The sequence below is a fragment of the Nioella sp. MMSF_3534 genome (assembly GCF_030732985.1).
Taxonomy (GTDB): domain Bacteria; phylum Pseudomonadota; class Alphaproteobacteria; order Rhodobacterales; family Rhodobacteraceae; genus Nioella.
This window is the reverse complement of sequence record NZ_JASHJX010000015.1, coordinates 48,688-65,997: the sequence shown is the minus strand read 5'-3', so window position 1 is coordinate 65,997 and position 17,310 is coordinate 48,688. Positions and strand designations below refer to the sequence as shown.

Here is a 17,310-nt window from a genome sequence, read left to right as displayed (position 1 = left end):
CAGGAGCCTCCTTCTTCGCCGCAGGGTTTGTCGCGGCCTGAGGAGACGCGGCGGCCAGTGGCGTTACCGGCTTTTCGCCTTTTGCGTTCTCAGACATTTGAGGATTGGCCATGAACAGGAAGACCTTGCAAGGTGGAGATTACTATGACTTCTTGCTAACCAATGACAGCAGCTTTTTCCAGCATCCATTCCACGGGCTTCATATGTCTTCCGTAATCGAATCGGCCGCCGGCAAACCGTCGAAATCCGTTCGACAGGTTCCTCGTTTCACGTCGGTTCGCACCATTGGGGCCCTGATCTTGAGAGAGATGAACACGAGCTACGGCCGATCTCCCGGGGGATATATCTGGGCAGTGCTTCAACCGGCTGCGGGTATCGGAATGATGGTTGCATTCTTCTCGGCGGGCTTTCGGGCGCCCCCATTGGGCACCAACTTCGCGCTTTTCTATGCAACCGGTCTGCTTCCGTTCATGATGTTTACGGATCTTGCAGGCAAGATCGGCCAGGCGCTGAACTATTCCAAGGCGTTCCTTGCCTATCCAAGGATAACGTTCATGGACGCGATCATCGGACGGTTCATCCTGAATACCCTTACACAACTACTGGTTAGCTACATTCTAATCGCATCCATTCTGTTCCTTTTCGAAACCAGAACCACCCCAGTGATGGGCAGGGTTGCATTGACTTATGCGATGGTCGGCTCGCTCAGCTTCGGAATAGGGGTGTTGAATTGCTTCCTGACATCCCGCTTTCGGGTCTGGCAGCAGGTCTGGAGCATCCTGATGCGGCCGATGTTCCTCATCTCGGGGATCTTCTTCATGTATGATGACATCCCCGAACCGTATCGGTCTTACCTCTGGTACAATCCGGTCATGCATATCACCGGAGAGATGCGCGCAGCCTTCTACGTCAACTATGGGGGGGACTATGTTTCTCCGGGCTATGTGTTTTCCATTGCCCTGGTGACAAGCGCCTTCGGCCTTCTGTTCCTGCGTCGCTATCATCGGGATCTGCTTCATTCCTGAGGCGCGAGAAGCCTGCGCCCCGACGATCGAACCAAGACAAACCCCATCGACGGACCCGCACAATGATCCCGGGGCTTCATGTTTCGTTGGCACAGGACGGCGCGTTGTCGCCTGGTGTCAGGGCCTGTAATCCTCCGCGATGAACGTCTCGGGCGAAAACTCCGGCTCATCCGTCATCCGATTGACGGCAGCCGCGAAAGCCTTGGGGTTGGAAGGGTCGAGATGCTGCAGCTGCCACGGCGCGAAGCGCCACCAGCGTGATCGCAGTATCTGTGCCGCAAGCTGCATGGGCAGCCGGTATTTCTTGATCGTGGCGGGATTGCCGGCAACGACCGCGAAAGGGGGCACGTCCTTGGATACAACCGCGTGTGCGGCAACAATCGCGCCATCGCCGATCGTGACACCGGCCCCGATATAGGCACCGTGCCCGATCCAGACATCGTTTCCAATCGTCGTGATCTTTGCCTTGGTTGCCGGCCCTTGATAGCTGAACTTGTAGCTGTGATAGGCCGCGGCATCCCGAAACCCATTCCCGAGACCATAAAGGCGGTCGCCCAGATAGAAGGCGGGGCTGGTCGAGACCCAGTGAAGCGGGTGGTTTTGCCGCCCGATCTGCACGTTCTCCCCGAAGGAACAGTACCGGCCGATGCGGGCTGCAAAACAATACCCGGAAACCTGGTAGGAGAATGCGCCAAGGTGAATGGAATGCTCGTACTGGGTCCACTTGAGGCTCGACGGGGCCTCGATCCTGCTGTCACGCGGCAGATTGAGATTCGCATCGGGGCCACGTGGCAACACTTCAATGCCCTTGCTTTGCAGCGTTGCGATCGGAACCGAGATCATGCTCATTTTGTCGTCACTCCCTGTTCACTCCCTGTCGAGTGCCTGTCTCAAGATGCTTTGCGCCAAATTGCCTTCGGCAGAAAACTCGATCACGTGCCCATTCGCGGCATTCCGCACGGCATCCCCTTGGGCGCCGATGTCGAACGCGTAGACCGGCAGCCCCGTCGCAATGCATTCATGCGTGGTGTAGGAAAAGGTCTCGGGCCAGATCGACGGTATCAGCCAGCGGGTTATGCCATATTTCGCGGCAAGGGAATCGAGCTCGGAGACATGGTAGTTGCCATGTACCGGAACCGACCGGGGCAAGCTGAATGCCGGGTCGATGTTCCCGATCAGCACGAGCCGGAAGTCGCCCCGTGCCTCTGCAATCCTTGCGAGATCCTGCGCGACGGCGGCCCCTTTCTGAAGGCCGATATTTCCGAGGATGCCGATGACTTCCACGTCTGCGTTGCCCGTCTCGATAAGCGGCACGGGCTGCGCCAAGCTATGCGGAACGACGCGCAGCACCGGCTCTGCGCCGGGATAGGTCGCAAGAACGAGGCTGCGGCTGCTTTCGGAAAACACCGTGACCTGATTGGCGGCGTCGATCAGCTGGCCCCATTCTTTCTGCCAGTCGGCCAAAGTGGCTCGGGTGCGATCCGGGCGCCGCGCCATATGTGCCCGGTCACTGCGATCCGGCAGGACCGGGCCACGATAGATGCCGTCGGAATCGAGAAGGCAGTAGGAGGGCGAGATCGGAAAGTAGTCATGCACCAGGACTTCCAGCGCGTCTTGCCGGTCGTCGGCACGGCGCACAAGCCGACGCAGAAGGGAAGGCAGCTCGATCGGATCAGCGTCGCCAACCCCGCAGGAATAGATGATCCGCCTTTGGGGCAGCACATCGAGCAGGCGCTCCAGAAAGCCGAAGTCATCGGTTGTTCCGGTGCTTTCGCCATCGGGGGTCCGAACCTCGACCTGAAAGCGCTGAGGCCCGCCAACCCTGACGACAACAGAGGATTGGCCTTGCTGCAACTCGTTGTGAATCCTGTTCAGCAGATAGTGCTCGGCCCCGCCCCCAAGCGAATGCGCGAGGTAGACGGGAACCGGATCGGACGAACGCACCGCCACGAAGGCCATGGCCAAGGCGATCCGCGCGGTGATCATGGGATCGGCCTGGATGAACTCCTGAACCTCCCGGTCATAGGTCGGATAGCGGCTGGCGACGAGTTCGTTGTTTTTCTGGACAAGGGCCTGCTTTTCAGCCGAGCCGAAGCTTTCGCCGCCCTTGTGCTCGACGAACAATCCCGCAAGCCCAAGATGCAGCCCCCCCAGGGCGCGGGCTTTCCGGCACCAGTCCACCTCTTCGCCGTAGCCGCGCCCGAAGGCGGTATCGAGCGTGGGAAGGCGACGCAAAAAGGCGATGTTCATCGCCATGCAGAACCCGACCCCTGTCGGCGCCTGCTCAAGGTCCGCTTGCGGGTGAAACTGTCGGGCCAGCGCGTCGATCGCATCAGCCTCTCCGGGGTTCAGGTCGGTCTTCGTGCAAATGGCCGGAACCGAGAAAATCTCGGCATCGTTGGACATCGGGGTAACCGTTGCGACATTTTCCTGACCGACCAGGGGGGCGATCAGTCGGCTTGCCCAGGCCTCGGGCAACAGCGCGTCCGAGTTCAGCAGCACGACATGGGCGCCCCGCTCAAGCGCGTATTCCAGGCCCTTGTTGACGCTTCTGATAAACCCGAGATTGGCGTCATTCTCGATCAGGTGAACGCGGTCCCTGCGGGAACTGGCCCAGTCACGCAGGAAGGGACGGACGCGCGTGTCGGGGGATTTGTCTTCGATAACCGCCAGTTGCCATGGCAGATCGGTGTGTCTTTCGACCCGGTCCAGCACATCCGGCAGCAGGTCAAACGCATTATACACCGGCAGCACGATGGTGATGGGGGTTTCCCCGAGGCCAGCAGGCGGCGCATGGCCATCATCGAACAAGTTGATGTGCATCGGCCCTGCAACCGGGTGGGCATCAAGATCAAGGATGGCCTTGACCCGCGCCCGGTGCAGCGGGTCTTTGGTGGCCTGCCATTTCAGAATTGACGGGCTGGCACGTAGCAGCACCCAGGCAAACCGCAGACCTAGCCACATCCGGGCCAGTGCCTGCTTGCCGGCGAAGGGCGCCCTGAGGCGGCATTGGTATTCGGCGTTCCCTTGCCGAAGCGTCAGTTCGAACGGACCCAGGGATAGCGGTGCTCCGACCGAGAAGCCGACCTCCGGGTCGACCCCGAGCGCCGTCGCCACATCGGCGCGGTTCAGATGCGGCCGCTGAACAAGCTGCCCCCCGTGCCAGGACAGAACGATCTGATCCGCCGTCGTCCACCCGTTGAACTGTATGCGGTTTCCGTGGATTGCCGTGCTTTCGACATAGCCCAAACGAGCGCCGTCGACCTCGGGCAGAGCCGCCCCCCTGCCTGTGATCACCAAATGCCGGTCAGCGTATCGGGCGAACAATCCACGGATTCGGTTGAACACAGTCAATCCCTGCACTTGCCGCGAAAAACCCCGGCGGTCCGAGCGGCATTTTTTTTACATGCCCGGACGGCGGGCCAGTGGCGGTGTGTTTAACCGCTGGTCATAGCTCTGTCCACACGAGCCCGGCATATCGCGGAAAACGTCAAGGCTTGCGCCGAAAGAGATTGCCAATGGTTTGAAACACAAGGTCGAAATCGTAGCAGGTGCTCTGGTTGCGCTGATAGATCAGGTCAAGCCGGGCCTTCATGGGGATGCACAGGCGGCAATAGACGTCGTCTGTTTCCTCCGGGGTTGTGCAGCGCCCGAGCAGGCGTTCCTCATGCTTGTGATAGGTGATGGTGGCCAGCCCGGTCACGCCGGGGCGGCTTTTCAGGACATCGCCATAAATCTCCGGGAATCGCTCGACATACTCGCGCAGGGGCGGGCGGGGGCCGACGAAGCTCAGGTCGCCGCGCAGGATGTTCCAAAGTTGCGGAAATTCGTCCAGCCGCTTGCGGCGCAGCCAGGCGCCAGTGGGGGTGATGCGGGCGGCCTTGTGCGCCCCGGAGACGCCGCTGTCCTCATCGACCACGGTCATGGTGCGGAATTTCCACAGGCGAAAGCTCTGATCGGGCGTTTTCATGCGTTCGGCGGCGTAGAAGATCGGCCCCCCCTGTTCGCGCCATATCTTCCAGATCAGCCACAGGATGATCGGGCCAAGGATGATGACCAGCAGGCTTGCAAAGAAAAGGTCGAAGATACGCTTGCGCCAGGTCACCGCCGCTGCTCCCACTGATCAATGAACGCGCGCCATTCCGCCACCAGCCTGTCGGCGTGCCCGGCCCGTTCGTCCAGCGCGGTAAACCGTCCTAGCGTGTCCGTGTCCAGCACAACTTTCGGGATGGCGGTGTCCGGGGCGGTTCGTGCCGACCAGCGATGCGGCACCGCGTCCAGCAACGCCCCCATTTCGACCCCGCCGGGGCAAGCGACGTTCATCAGGGCCGGCAGAGTGCGCCCCGCACCCGCTGCCACGCAAAGATCGGCGAGCATCCGCGCCAGCGTGGCCGGGCCCACGTAGCTGCGGCAGGGGGTGCGGCCATCAGCAAAGCGATCCAGCGTGAACGGGTCCTTGGTGGGAAGGCGGCCCAGAATCTGATCGGCGCCCGCGACATTGCCGATTCTGAGGCAGGTCACGGGGCCTCCCGCCCGGGCCAACGCCTGCTCCATCTCCAGCTTGGCAATGCCGTAGGGGGCCATTGGACGGGCCGGGTCGTCTTCGCGGCACAGACCGTCAGCGCGCCCATAGACCGCGGCGGAGGAGGCGACGAGCAGGGGGATGTCGCCCGATGCAGCCCGGACGGCCAGCGCGATCTCTCGGTTGCGCGCCACATCCGCGCCTGAGGCCGGGGTGACGCCCGCAAGGCACAGGACAACATCGCTTTCGGAGACGGAGTCCTGCAGAGCCTTTGGTTGCGACAGGATATCGAATGCATTGATATCATTGGACTGCCCGGCCCTGCGACCATGCCAGGCGGGCACAAATCGCGTTTCCTGCCGCCAGCCCCATTGCAGCATCCGGCCAAGCCGACCTGTGGCACCAAGTACCAAAACGCGCATAAAATCACCTTTCCTGCCTGAAACCGTTGACCCCCGGGATGCAGGTCGTATTTTGCCCAGAAGTTGCGTATCAATACAAACCAGCAATTTGCAGTGGGACCGGGCATGAATCTTTCTCTTCGAACAGTTGGCGTTTTTGCAATGTGCCTGCTGTTGACGGCTTGCTCCTTGCCGCGTGGCGCTGGAATCGAACAGGAAATCACGGCCGGTGCAAATGATGCCGATGCCGATTTTGCCATGTACCCGGTGACCAGGGACTTCCTTCCGACTTTGGCGGAGTGGCCGGTGGTGGGCGAGCCCGAACTGAACTGGATCACCGCAAGTGCCGGGGCCCGCACGCAGATCATCAATCCCGGCGACGTGGTTGCCATCACGATCTGGGACAGCAATGACAACTCGCTTCTGGCCGCTCCGGGCCAGCGGGCGGTGAACCTGGAAGAAATGCGTGTTGGGGCCAATGGCACGATTTTCATGCCTTATATTGGCGATACCCGTATTTCCGGCCTGACCCCGCAGGCGGCGCGCGCGCGCCTTCAGTCCGAGCTGGAGGCCATCGTGCCCTCCGCCCAGGTGCAGCTTGCCATGGCGGCTGGTATGCATAGCTCGGTCGATCTGGTGGGCGGCGTCAACGCGCCGGGAACCTACCCGATGCCCGACCAGTCCTATTCCGTGCTCAGCCTGATCTCTCAGGGTGGCGGTGTGTCCGGTGCCCTGCGCAACCCGCAGATTCGCCTGATGCGTCATGGCCAGCTTTATGGCACCTCCATCGCCCGGCTCTATTCCGAACCGCATCTGGATACCCGCCTTGTCGGTGGCGACCGCGTGATCGTCGAGGAAGACCGCCGTTATTTCCTGTCGCTCGGCGCGGCAGGCATTCAGGATCAGCACGCCTTCCCGCAGGATGTGGTGACCGCGCTTGATGCGATGTCGATCATCGGGGGGGTGTCCTCCAGCCGCGCCGATCCCGAGGGCATCCTGATCCTGCGCGAATATCCGGCTTCGGCCCTGCGCACCGGCCAGCGTGGCCCGCGTCAGGAACGGGTTGTCTTCACTCTGGACCTGACGACCTCGGACGGGCTTTTCTCGGCCCGGAACTTCCGCATTCAGTCGGGTGATCTGGTGCTGGCGACGGAAAGCCCGGTCAGCTCGGTCCAGACGGTATTCAGCCTCTTTGGCAGCGCCTTCGGCCTTGTGAACGCGGTCACCAACTAAGCCAGATCAAGGCATGGCAATGGGCTGTGCATTCGGTGCAAGCCCATTGATCCGCTCGATGTGAACCGGCAGGCAGCGGGTCAGGAAATCGTAATTCTCGACCACATGGGCGCGGGCGGCGCGGCCCAGATGGGCGAAGTCGCCCGGCGCGGCCAGCACCTCGACCACCTGCCGGGCAATCGCCTCAGGCTCGAAGAAATCCACCAGCAGGCCGGTTTTTCCATGCTGCATGGCCTCTCGCACCGGGGGCACGTCTGACGCGACGATTGTGGCCTCCATCGACATGGTTTCCAACAGCGACCAGGACAGCACGAAAGGCACGGTCAGGTAGATGTGGCAGCGCGACAGCTGCATGACTGTCTGGTAGTCGGAATAGGGGATGCGGCCCAGGAAATGCACCCGGCTCCAGTCCACGCGGTCGCCCACCTCGCGCTCCATCTCGGCGCGATAGCCCCCGGCTTGCTGGCTTTCCTTACCGTAGGATACCTCGCTTCCACCTATGATCAGCGCGCGCGCATTGGGGCGCGCATCGAGGATATGGGGCAGGGCGCGCATGAAGCTGTGAAAGCCGCGCGTGGGTTCCATGTTGCGGGCCATATAGGTGAAAATCTCATCCTCGCGCGTGACCGACCGCCCGAGCCGGTCCAGCCGCACAGCCGCATTGGGATTGGGCAACAGCCGATCGGTGCGGATGCCATCGTGGCAGGTATATATCTTGTCCTGAAAGCTGTCCGGGTAGGTCCGCTTTTGCCACCGGGTCGGCGACTGACCCAGATCCACGGTTTGCAGATTGGCGAAGTTGACCGCGTTTCGGGCGTGCATGATGTAGGGCGTGGCGGGGTTCGATGGAAATTCCGGGTCGAACCCGACCGATCCGCCCTCGGCCAGGAAGTAATACTCGAAATAGCCAAGCACCGGCACATCGGGCCAGACGATCTTGGTAAAGGTCAACTCGCCCCATCCCACATGGCCAAGGATCACGTCGGGGGTGAACCCCTCGGCCTGCAGCTTCTGGCAGGCCATTGCCGCGCCATATCCCGCCCCTGTGCATTGTTCCCAGTAACGCGACAGGCCGTAGGCATCCTTGGCGGGGGCATGATGCGGCGCGTATTGAACGACGCGAATACCGGGCGAGGAGGCGACACCCTTTCTCTGGGTCAGGAACACGATCTCATGCCCGCCCTGCGCGGCCAGCCAGTCCACCAACTGGCGATATTGGCCGGGATAGTTCTGGTGGATGAACAGCAGTTTCATAGGCAGGCCGTGATATGAACGCGAAAGGGCGGGACCGTTACGCTAACGTCCCCGCCCTCTGGTGCAAGGTTTTCGTTAAAGCAGCGTTGCCAGATAGGTGCCGTAGCTGTTCTTTTTGAACATCTCGGCGCGCTCGGCCAGTGCGTCGCGGGTGATCCATCCCTTCTCATAGGCGATCTCGTCAAGGCAGCCGGTCTGCAAACCTTGCCGCTTTTCCAGCGTTCGCACGAAGTTGCCCGCATCCAGCAGGCTGCCATGGGTGCCGGTATCGAGCCATGCATAGCCGCGCCCCATGCGTTTTACATTAAGCAGGCCATCGGCAAGGTAGGATTCCAGCAAGGTGGTGATCTCGAGCTCATTGCGGGCGGAGGGTTTGACCTGCCGGGCCCGTTCCGGCGCGGTGCCGTCGAGGAAGTAAAGCCCGGTCACGGCGTATTTTGACGGCGGAACCTCGGGTTTCTCGACGATCCCCGTGACATCGCCCGCGTCGTTATAGGACACCACGCCATAGCGTTCCGGGTCGGACACGTGATAGCCGAAGACAGTTCCGCCCGTTGCCCGGGCGTCGGCCTCGGCCATGATCTCGGGCAGGCCATGGCCAAAGAAGATGTTGTCTCCCAGAACCATGGCGGAGGCCGCGCCGTCCAGAAACTCCTCGGCGAGAATATAGGCCTGTGCCAGCCCGTCGGGCGACGGTTGCTCGATATAGGTCAGGGTTATGCCCCACTGGCTGCCATCGCCCAGAGTGCGCCTGAACTGGTCCTGATCGACAGGCGTCGTGATTATCGCGATGTCCCGGATGCCAGCCAGCATCAGAACGCTGAGCGGGTAGTAGATCATCGGCTTGTCGTAGATCGGCAGCAGCTGTTTCGACACGCCGATGGTGATCGGATAAAGCCGGGTGCCCGAGCCGCCTGCGAGGATAATGCCTTTGCGATTGGTCATGGGGTCTGATCCTGAATCTCTTGAATGATCTGGGAAAGGGCGCTGCGCCAGTCGGGGCGGGAAATGCCGAAACGCTCGGTCGTGTCGGAACAGTCCATCCGCGAATTCGAAGGCCGCTTTGCCGGGGTGGGAAACGCGCTGGTGGGGATATCGACAACCTCGCAGGTCATGCCCGCCTGACGGAAGATCTCTCGCGCGAAGTCGGCCCAGGACACGTCCGGCGCGCCGGAAAAGTGGTAGGTGCCGGCTTTGGAGGGGTCCGTGCGCAATTGCGCGGCGATGGACAGGCAAGCCGCGGCGATGTCCTGTGCGGGGGTGGGGCCACCCACCTGATCCGCGACAATGGTCAGGTGGTCACGCTCGGCCCCGAGGCGCAGCATCGTCTTGACGAAGTTGCCGCCATGGGCAGAGACCACCCAAGAGGTGCGCAGGATCACCGACGTGCCGCCCGCTGCCTGTATCGCCGCCTCACCAGCCAGCTTGCTGCGCCCATAGGCCCCGAGCGGGCCGGTGGGGGCGTCGACCGACCATGGCGCGGTGCCAGAGCCGTCAAAGACGTAATCGGTGGAGAGATGGACGAAGGGAATGCCTAGGTCGGCGCAGGCCCCGGCCATCGCCCCGGGGGCGCCCCCGTTGACCAGCGTTGCGGTGCCCTCGTCACCTTCGGCCTGATCGACGGCCGTATAGGCGGCGGCGTTGATGACGGCATCGGGCCGGTAACGCAGGATCGCCTCGGCACAAGCTGCGGGATCGGTCAGGTCGGCCTTGCCGCGGTCCAATGCGCGCAGGTTTTCCTGACGCTGCAACTCGGTCGCGACCTGACCGGTTTTGCCGAAGACGAGGACCGTCATGCCCGGACCCCAAGCCGTTCGCCCACACCCTCGCGGCCCTGCAAGGCGCGCCACCAGGGTTCATTGTCGAGATACCACAGGACGGTGCGGCGCAGCCCCTCCTCCACGGTCACCGACGGGCGCCAGCCCAGTTCCTCGCGGATGCGGGTGGGATCAATGGCGTAGCGTGCATCGTGTCCGGGACGGTCGGTCACGAAGGTGATCTGGTCGGCGTAAGATCCGTCTGCTTTCGGGCGCAAGTCATCCAGAATAGCGCAGAGAGTTTTCACCAGATCCAGATTGCTGCGCTCGTTCTCGCCACCGATATTGTAGGACCGGCCAGGCGCGCCTTTCTCCACCACCAGCAGCAGCGCGTCGGCATGATCCTCGACATACAGCCAGTCGCGGATATTCGACCCATCCCCGTAGATCGGCAGGGGCTTGCCCGCCAGCGCGTTGAGGATGATCACCGGGATCAGCTTCTCGGGGAAATGATAAGGCCCGTAATTGTTGGAACAATTGGTCAGCACCACGGGCAACCCATAGGTCTCGTGCCAGGCGCGCACCAGATGGTCGGACGCGGCCTTTGACGCCGAATAGGGGCTGCGCGGGTCGTAGGGCGTGTCTTCCGTGAACTGTTCCGAGGGGTCGGCGGGCAGCGACCCGAACACCTCGTCCGTAGAGATATGGTGAAAGCAAAACCCGCCGGGCTTGCCCTGTGCGCCCCAGTATTTCCGCGCCGCTTCCAGCATGTTGAAGGTGCCGGTGATGTTGGTCTCGATGAAATCTCCGGGCCCGTCGATGGACCGGTCCACATGGGATTCCGCCGCCAGATGCATGATCGCGTCGGGCCTGTGATCTGCGAAGACCCGGTCCAGCGCGGCCCGGTCGCGGATATCGGCATGCTCGAAGGTATAACGCGGGCTGTCCGCCACCTGCGCCACGTTGTCGAGGCAGGCGGCATAGGTCAGCGCGTCGAGATTGACAACCTCGTGGCCCCGCGCCACCGCCAGCCGCACAACGGCAGACCCGATGAACCCGGCCCCGCCGGTGACCAGAAGCTTCATGTCACACGCCCTCCCAGACAAAGGGGGTGCCCAGATCCTTCAGCAAGGGCGCAGCGGCATCCTTGTCCGACAGAACCGCTTCTGCACCCTCCAGACCCCAGTCGATGCCGATACCCGGATCGTCGAAGCGCACCGCGCCATCTGCGTCGGGGGCGTAGTAATCGGTGCATTTGTAGATGATCTCGGTATCCGGCTCTCGCGTCACGAACCCGTGCAGGAACCCCGCCGGGATCATCAGCTGCTTGCCGTTCTCGAAGCTCAGTTCGATACCGAACCACTGCCCGAAGGTGGGGGAGCCCTTGCGGATATCGACCGCGACATCAAAGAGCCGCCCGCGCCCGCACCGCACCAGTTTCGCCTGCGCGTGGGGCGGTGCCTGAAAATGCAGCCCTCGCACCGTGCCGACCCGCGCTGACAGCGAATGGTTGTCCTGCACGAAATCGTAGTCGAGCCCCTGGTCCGCCATCTGCCGCTTGTTCCAGCTCTCGCTGAAAAACCCGCGGGAATCGCCAAATCGACGAGGGGTCAGGATCAGAAGTCCCGGAAGAGGTGTTTGGTCAACCTGCACGTCGCAACCCCGATCCTTGATCTGTTTCGGTGCTGCCCCGTTCTTGGACAATTCCCCTTTGATTGCAATGCTGATGTCCATTGCATCGGGGAAAGGACGGTTGTGATTTGGGCAACAATAGCCCCTATGCGCTGAAGGTCCGGCAGGACGCAGCTTTCAGATCACACGACAACGCTTCGGAGGAGGAGGATTTGGTGGAGCCTAGGGGGATCGAACCCCTGACCTCTTGCATGCCATGCAAGCGCTCTCCCAGCTGAGCTAAGGCCCCATCGCACGTCTGCGTTGCGACGGTAGGCGGGGTTTATGAAAGAGCGTGGGGGAGTTCAAGCGAAAAAACGCTTCCGGCTGCGAGTTGTCAGGTGAACGCGAAAGATCGCCGAAACCAATCAGGGCGGGTTCCAGCCGAGCGCCCTGCAAGCGTCGTAGAACTCCTCGTCTGGCTGTTCGGTCTGGATGTGCCATTGATTGGCTGATCCTTCTTCCAGGTTCACGGCGCCATCGGTTCCGCCAGACAGTTCCAACGCGTCCAGAATGTCCGAAAACGGCCCTGCGACGATCTCGTATTCCGGCCCCCAGACCCAGATGGCAGGCAGATATCCATAGGGGCCGCGCTGATTGCCCCGGTTGCAGACCGTTTCAACGGCCCATTGGCGTGCTTCGCGCTGCTGGTCCTGTTCGAACTGATCCACGCTTGACCCGACCGGGAACTCCCATATGCCGCGCGGGGTGATTTCCGTGAAGCTGGAAGACACTTGGAGCACCCGATTCGAATAGCCCTCGACCCATGCGCTTTGCCACCCGTTGCGGTTCTGATAGCCGCCGCCCGAGAACTGGATAACGTAGTATCCCCCCTGCATCAGAACGTCGCCAGTTCCGGCGGGCGTTTGGGCAAGCGATTCAGCCCGCGCCAGCATGGCGTCGATTCTTGCCACCTCTTCGCGCCTGATGCGGGCGGCATCTGCCAGTACTTCCCGATTTTCCAAATCGAGTGCGGACAGGATTGCCAGAAATTCGTCAAGCAGGGCGCTATGGATAGATGAAAGTGTTATCTCTCCCGATCCGAAATCTCCCGCCTGCATTCTTTGCAGAAACCCTCGCGCGGCTTCCCGCAGCAATCGCGACGCGGCCGATCCTGTCACGAATTCTTCCGAGTTCTCCACATGGCCTTCGCCGAGCATGGCTTGCAGCATCAGTGCAGTAAAGCTGCGCTCCGCCTCGCTTTCGGAGAGAATGGTGACCCCGCTGATCGCATCATCGACAAGGAAGCCGTCCCGGTTGTCCCGAAGCTGGTCAAGCTGATCCGCTTCCTGCGCGAGATCATCGCGCACCTGCCGGGCATCATTGATCCACGCACTCAGTTGCGCACGATCGGTGCTATCAGTCAGTAGATCGGCAAGGAAGTCGGCGCTTTGACCGAGGCTAATTGTCGGCAAAGCGAGAGATACACAGAGGCCAAGCAAAGCCGCGCGCACAGAGTATGGCATTGTTTTAATCCAGCAGATTTTAATGCCGCAAAGATAGCCAAGAGCATTGATTCGGCCAACTCTCTCTTCCCCCAAAGGGGCCAGTCAGAAAAAAGGCGAGCCTCCGAAGAGGCCCGCCTTTCATATGCCTGTTGTAAGACTGGTTCAGCTGTCGTCGTCGTCCGACGCGACATCCGCCAGATCGTCGAGGGGGACGCTGTCGTCATCCTCGTCGTCATCCAACAGGTCATCGTCCAGATCGATGTCATCGCTGTCATCGTCCAGCAGTGCTGCGGCGTCATCGTCCAGCACTTCTGCGTCATCCGTATCCTTGGCTTGCGCCTTGTCGGCCTTGTCGGCCACCAGCGTGCGCGATGCCTTGCCTGTTTCGATCACGACCGTTTCGCCCGTATACGGGCTGACGATCGGGGTCTTGTTCAGGTCATAGAAGCGTTTGCCGGTGGTTGGGCAGACACGTTTGACGCCCCATTCTTCTTTGGGCATGACACCCCCTTCAATCATCGCTATCGAGGAATTGCGGTCACCTGCCACAATGTCGGGGGGCTGTAAAGCCTTTCATCGGGCCAATCGTACAAAGCCGGGTTGCATCGCGCATATGGGGAACGAAATCCACATTCTCGGGGGCGACCCACCGGTCGAGGTGCTGCTGAAGCGCTCGGCCCGTGCACGGCGATTCACCCTGCGCGTTTCGCGATCCAGCGGGCAGGTCACCCTGTCGATGCCCCATCATGCGCCTGAGGCCGAGGCGATCGCCTTTCTGGATGCAAGAGAAGGCTGGGTCCGCAAGCATCTGACTGCCAGCCCCGCCCCGGCGCGGCCTGTGATCGGGGGGGCGATTCCGATCGAGGGGCAATTGCGGCAGATCGTGCCCGGCACCGGTCGTTCCGCGCGCCTGATCGAGGGGCGGGTGGAACTGCCCGAGGGGCAGGAGGGGCCGCGCATGGCGGCGCTGCTGAAGCAGATGGCGCGGGACCGGCTGGCAGAACGCTCTGCCCATCACGCAGGCCAGTTGGGGCGCAGCTTTGGCCGGATCACCCTGCGCGACACGCGCAGCCGGTGGGGCAGTTGCTCCTCCAAGGGTGATCTCATGTATTGCTGGCGACTGATCATGGCCCCGCCCGAGGTGCTGGATTATGTGGCCGCCCATGAGGTCGCGCATCTGGTTGAGATGAACCATTCGCCCGCCTTCTGGGCCGTGTGCGAACGGCTCTGCCCCGGCTATCAGCCGCACCGGGACTGGCTGCGCCGGAACGGGGCAGAGCTGCTGGCCTGGCGCTTTGACCGCTTGCCCTGAGCGGGGGCTTGTGATCGGGTGACCCCATGCTTCTGACGCAACGCCCCTCCGAAGCGCCGACATCGGCCGCCCATGACCGCATCTACCGCACGGTGCGTACACGGATCATGCATGGGCAGATGCTGCCCGGCGAGGCGCTGACCCTGCGCGGGATTGCAAAGGAATTCGACGTCTCGATGACCCCGGCGCGCGAGGCTTTGCGGCGGCTGGTGAGCGAGGGGGCGCTGTCGCTGTCCTCCTCGGGGCGGGTGTCCACGCCGGAGCTGTCCAATGACCGGATCGAGGAGCTTGCGGCCATCCGGGCGCTGCTGGAGCCGGAGCTGTCCGCCCGCGCCCTGCCGCGCGCCCATCCGGCGCTGATCGACCGGATGGAGGTGATCAACGGCACTGTGGCAGAGGCCGTCGCGCATCGCGATCCGGTGGCCTATATCCGGGCAAATCTGGAGTTTCACCGGACGCTCTACCTGCGCGCACAGGCCCCGGCGATGCTGGCGCTGGCAGAGACCGTCTGGCTGCAGCTTGGCCCCACGATGCGGGCGCTTTACGGGCGGTTGAGGCGCACCGATCCGCCGCGCCACCACAAGCTGATCATCGCGGCGCTGAAGGCCGGTGACGAGCCGGGGCTGAGACTGGCGGTGCGGGCCGATGTGACGCAAGGGCTGCGTCTGCTGGCGAGCTGAAAAGGGGGGGTGCCATGCGTACACCCCCTGTGCACCCCCCGTACACCGGGCGTGCATACGAAAAGCGGTTTCGCCGCGCATCGCGCGTCGATCCGCGGGCGGCCCTCCTCAGGCCCCTTCGGGGCCATCGTCGGGCCGCGTTGCCACGGGATATCGGGGAGGTTGCGTGCGGTTGGCAGGGATGTACCCGGTTGCCCGGTCGGGACGCCTCCGGCGGAGGTATTTGGGCCAAGATGAAACCGGCATCCGTCAGGGGAAGAGGCAGCTGTCGGGCAGCCAGCCGGTCTGGCCCTTGCGATTTCGGCAGAGCGTCCAGCCGAGGCGGTGCGCCAGCGGATCGAGCATGTCGCCCGGTGTGACGGTCAGCTCTGTCGTGTCGAAGGGGGAGACGATCCGGTCGCCATCGACGATCTCGGCAGGCACCCACCCGCCGAGGCCATCGCCATTCACCACCCATTGCCAGCCGGGATAGTCATTGTCGATCCGGCCCGGGGTGATCCGCTGCCCCGCCGTGACGGCGAGCGCGGGGTCATAGGTTGCGCGCCAGGGTTTGAGGGCGCGCAACCGGGGTTTGTCAGGCGTGGATTGCGCCATCGCCGCAGGCGAGTGCCGCTTCGCGCACCGCTTCCGAATAGGTGGGATGCGCGTGGCAGGTCAGCGCCACGTCCTGCGCCGAGGCGCCGAATTCCATTGCCACGCAAATCTCGTGGATCAGGTCGCCCGCCGCCGGGCCGATGATGTGGCAGCCGAGAATGCGGTCGGTCTCCTTGTCGACGATCATCTTGACGAAGCCTTCGCCCTGGAACACGGCCTTGGCGCGGCCATTGCCCATGAAGGAGAACTCGCCGACCTTGTAGGCGCGGCCCGAGGCCTTGACCTCTTCCTCGGTCTGACCGACGGCGGCCACTTCGGGGGCGGTGTAGATCACGCCGGGAATGACGGAATAGTTCACGTGGCCATGCTTGCCCGCGATCTGTTCGGCGACGGCCATGCCCTCATCCTCGGCCTTGTGGGCCAGCATCGGGCCTTCGATCACGTCGCCGATGGCGTAGATGCCGGGGATGTTGGTGGCCCAATGGGCGTCGGTGGCGATCTGGCCGCGCTCGGTCATCCTGACGCCCAGTTTGTCGAGGCCCAGACCCTCGGTATAGGGGCGGCGGCCGGTGGCGACCAGCACCACGTCGGCATCGACCTGATGGTCGCTGTCATCCTTGCGCAGCTTGTAGTTGACCTTGGCCTTGGTCTTGAGCGCCTCGACCGACTGCACGGCCGCACCCATGACGAAATTGAGCCCCTGTTTCTTGAGGATGCGCTGGAAGGTCTTGGCGACCTTGCCGTCCATTCCGGGGGTGATCTGGTCGAGGAATTCGATCACGGTGACCTCGGCGCCAAGGCGCGCATAGACCGAGCCCAGTTCCAGACCGATCACGCCCGCGCCGATCACCACCATCTTCTTGGGCGTCTTGGGCAGGGCCAGCGCGCCGGTGGAGGTGACGACGATCTTTTCGTCGACCTCGACGCCGGGCAGGGTGGAGGGCTCTGACCCCGAGGCGATGACGATATTCTTCGCCTCGTGCACCTCGTCACCGACCTTGACCTTGCCGGCCTCGGGGATCGAGGCCCACCCCTTGATCCAGTCGACCTTGTTCTTCTTGAACAGGAACTCGATGCCCTTGGTGTTCTGGCCGATCACGTCATCCTTGTAGGCCAGCATCTGCGGCCAGTCGACGGAAGGGCTTTTGCCTTTCAGACCCATCTTGGTGAAGTTGTGTTCCGCTTCGTGCAGCATGTGGCTGGCATGCAGCAGCGCCTTGGAGGGGATGCAGCCGACGTTCAGGCAGGTGCCACCGAGCGCCTCGCGGCCCTCGACACAGGCGGTCTTGAGACCCAGTTGCGCGCAGCGGATGGCGGATACGTAGCCGCCGGGGCCACCGCCGATGATGATGACGTCATAGCTTGCCATTTTGGATCTCCTTGGTCGTCGTCCCGGGCATGGTTCATAGGGGT

The 17,310-nt window shown here is 62.6% G+C and carries 17 protein-coding genes and 1 tRNA gene; 4 read left to right on the top strand and 14 right to left on the bottom strand.

Annotated elements, in window-relative coordinates; genetic code table 11:
• The first annotated feature begins 110 nt into the window (after positions 1–110).
• Positions 111–1,025 carry an ABC transporter permease gene (locus RBB16_RS08420; protein WP_306045738.1) on the top strand — a complete coding sequence of 305 codons (915 nt, stop codon included), beginning with the start codon at positions 111–113 and terminating at the stop codon, positions 1,023–1,025.
• Between the two features lie 117 nt (positions 1,026–1,142).
• Here RBB16_RS08420 and RBB16_RS08415 read toward each other — a convergent pair whose 3' ends face one another.
• From RBB16_RS08415 to RBB16_RS08400, 4 genes are all read right to left on the bottom strand, one after another.
• Positions 1,143–1,874, bottom strand: a complete 732-nt coding sequence (locus RBB16_RS08415) for a CatB-related O-acetyltransferase (protein WP_306045737.1) — start codon at positions 1,872–1,874, stop codon at positions 1,143–1,145.
• A gap of 18 nt (positions 1,875–1,892) precedes the next feature.
• The gene (locus RBB16_RS08410) at positions 1,893–4,322 is read right to left on the bottom strand and encodes a glycosyltransferase (protein ID WP_306045736.1); all 2,430 of its coding nucleotides are present in this window, start codon (positions 4,320–4,322) and stop codon (positions 1,893–1,895) included.
• Between the two features lie 193 nt (positions 4,323–4,515).
• Positions 4,516–5,130, bottom strand: coding sequence for a sugar transferase (locus tag RBB16_RS08405; protein WP_306045735.1), 615 nt, complete (start codon positions 5,128–5,130; stop codon positions 4,516–4,518).
• Positions 5,127–5,969, bottom strand: a complete 843-nt coding sequence (locus RBB16_RS08400; protein ID WP_306045734.1) for an NAD(P)-dependent oxidoreductase — start codon at positions 5,967–5,969, stop codon at positions 5,127–5,129. The genes RBB16_RS08405 and RBB16_RS08400 overlap by 4 nt, the downstream gene beginning before the upstream one ends.
• 168 nt (positions 5,970–6,137) lie before the next feature.
• On the opposite strand from RBB16_RS08400, the gene RBB16_RS08395 reads away from it, so the two are divergent.
• A complete protein-coding gene (locus RBB16_RS08395; protein ID WP_321184869.1) occupies positions 6,138–7,181 on the top strand; it encodes a polysaccharide biosynthesis/export family protein in 1,044 nt (347 codons plus the stop codon).
• A gap of 6 nt (positions 7,182–7,187) precedes the next feature.
• Here the strand turns inward: RBB16_RS08395 and RBB16_RS08390 are convergent, their stop codons facing one another.
• The 8 genes from RBB16_RS08390 to RBB16_RS08355 all read right to left on the bottom strand — a co-directional run bounded on the left by RBB16_RS08390 (position 7,188) and on the right by RBB16_RS08355 (position 13,812).
• Positions 7,188–8,435 (bottom strand): glycosyltransferase family 4 protein, encoded by a 1,248-nt coding sequence (locus RBB16_RS08390; protein ID WP_306045733.1) that lies wholly within the window; start codon positions 8,433–8,435, stop codon positions 7,188–7,190.
• 75 nt (positions 8,436–8,510) lie between these two features.
• Entirely contained in the window at positions 8,511–9,380 is an 870-nt protein-coding gene (gene rfbA / locus RBB16_RS08385) for a glucose-1-phosphate thymidylyltransferase RfbA (protein WP_306045732.1), read from the bottom strand.
• Positions 9,377–10,231, bottom strand: a complete 855-nt coding sequence (rfbD, locus tag RBB16_RS08380; RefSeq protein ID WP_306045731.1) for a dTDP-4-dehydrorhamnose reductase — start codon at positions 10,229–10,231, stop codon at positions 9,377–9,379. Before rfbD ends, rfbA begins: the two co-directional genes overlap by 4 nt.
• A complete protein-coding gene (gene rfbB / locus RBB16_RS08375) occupies positions 10,228–11,277 on the bottom strand; it encodes a dTDP-glucose 4,6-dehydratase (protein ID WP_306045730.1) in 1,050 nt (349 codons plus the stop codon). Before rfbB ends, rfbD begins: the two co-directional genes overlap by 4 nt.
• A gap of 1 nt (position 11,278) precedes the next feature.
• Positions 11,279–11,845: a dTDP-4-dehydrorhamnose 3,5-epimerase gene (rfbC, locus tag RBB16_RS08370; protein ID WP_306045729.1), complete on the bottom strand. Its 567-nt coding sequence runs from the start codon at positions 11,843–11,845 to the stop codon at positions 11,279–11,281.
• 192 nt (positions 11,846–12,037) lie between these two features.
• Positions 12,038–12,113, bottom strand: a tRNA-Ala gene (locus RBB16_RS08365).
• Positions 12,114–12,231: 118 nt separating this feature from the next.
• Positions 12,232–13,404 carry a hypothetical protein gene (locus RBB16_RS08360; protein WP_306045728.1) on the bottom strand — a complete coding sequence of 391 codons (1,173 nt, stop codon included), beginning with the start codon at positions 13,402–13,404 and terminating at the stop codon, positions 12,232–12,234.
• A gap of 69 nt (positions 13,405–13,473) precedes the next feature.
• A complete protein-coding gene (locus RBB16_RS08355) occupies positions 13,474–13,812 on the bottom strand; it encodes a TIGR02300 family protein (protein WP_071690923.1) in 339 nt (112 codons plus the stop codon).
• Between the two features lie 112 nt (positions 13,813–13,924).
• Between RBB16_RS08355 and RBB16_RS08350 the strand changes: the two genes are divergently transcribed.
• Both RBB16_RS08350 and RBB16_RS08345 read left to right on the top strand, forming a co-directional pair.
• Positions 13,925–14,623, top strand: coding sequence for a SprT family zinc-dependent metalloprotease (locus tag RBB16_RS08350; protein WP_306045727.1), 699 nt, complete (start codon positions 13,925–13,927; stop codon positions 14,621–14,623).
• A gap of 26 nt (positions 14,624–14,649) precedes the next feature.
• Positions 14,650–15,303, top strand: coding sequence for a GntR family transcriptional regulator (locus tag RBB16_RS08345; protein WP_306045726.1), 654 nt, complete (start codon positions 14,650–14,652; stop codon positions 15,301–15,303).
• A gap of 249 nt (positions 15,304–15,552) precedes the next feature.
• On the opposite strand, the gene RBB16_RS08340 is transcribed toward RBB16_RS08345, so the two are convergent.
• Positions 15,553–15,867, bottom strand: coding sequence for a hypothetical protein (locus tag RBB16_RS08340; protein WP_306045725.1), 315 nt, complete (start codon positions 15,865–15,867; stop codon positions 15,553–15,555).
• 10 nt (positions 15,868–15,877) lie between these two features.
• On the bottom strand, positions 15,878–17,266 hold the full coding sequence (gene lpdA, locus RBB16_RS08335) for a dihydrolipoyl dehydrogenase (RefSeq protein WP_306045724.1): 1,389 nt from the start codon (positions 17,264–17,266) through the stop codon (positions 15,878–15,880).
• Between the last annotated feature and the right edge of the window lie 44 nt (positions 17,267–17,310).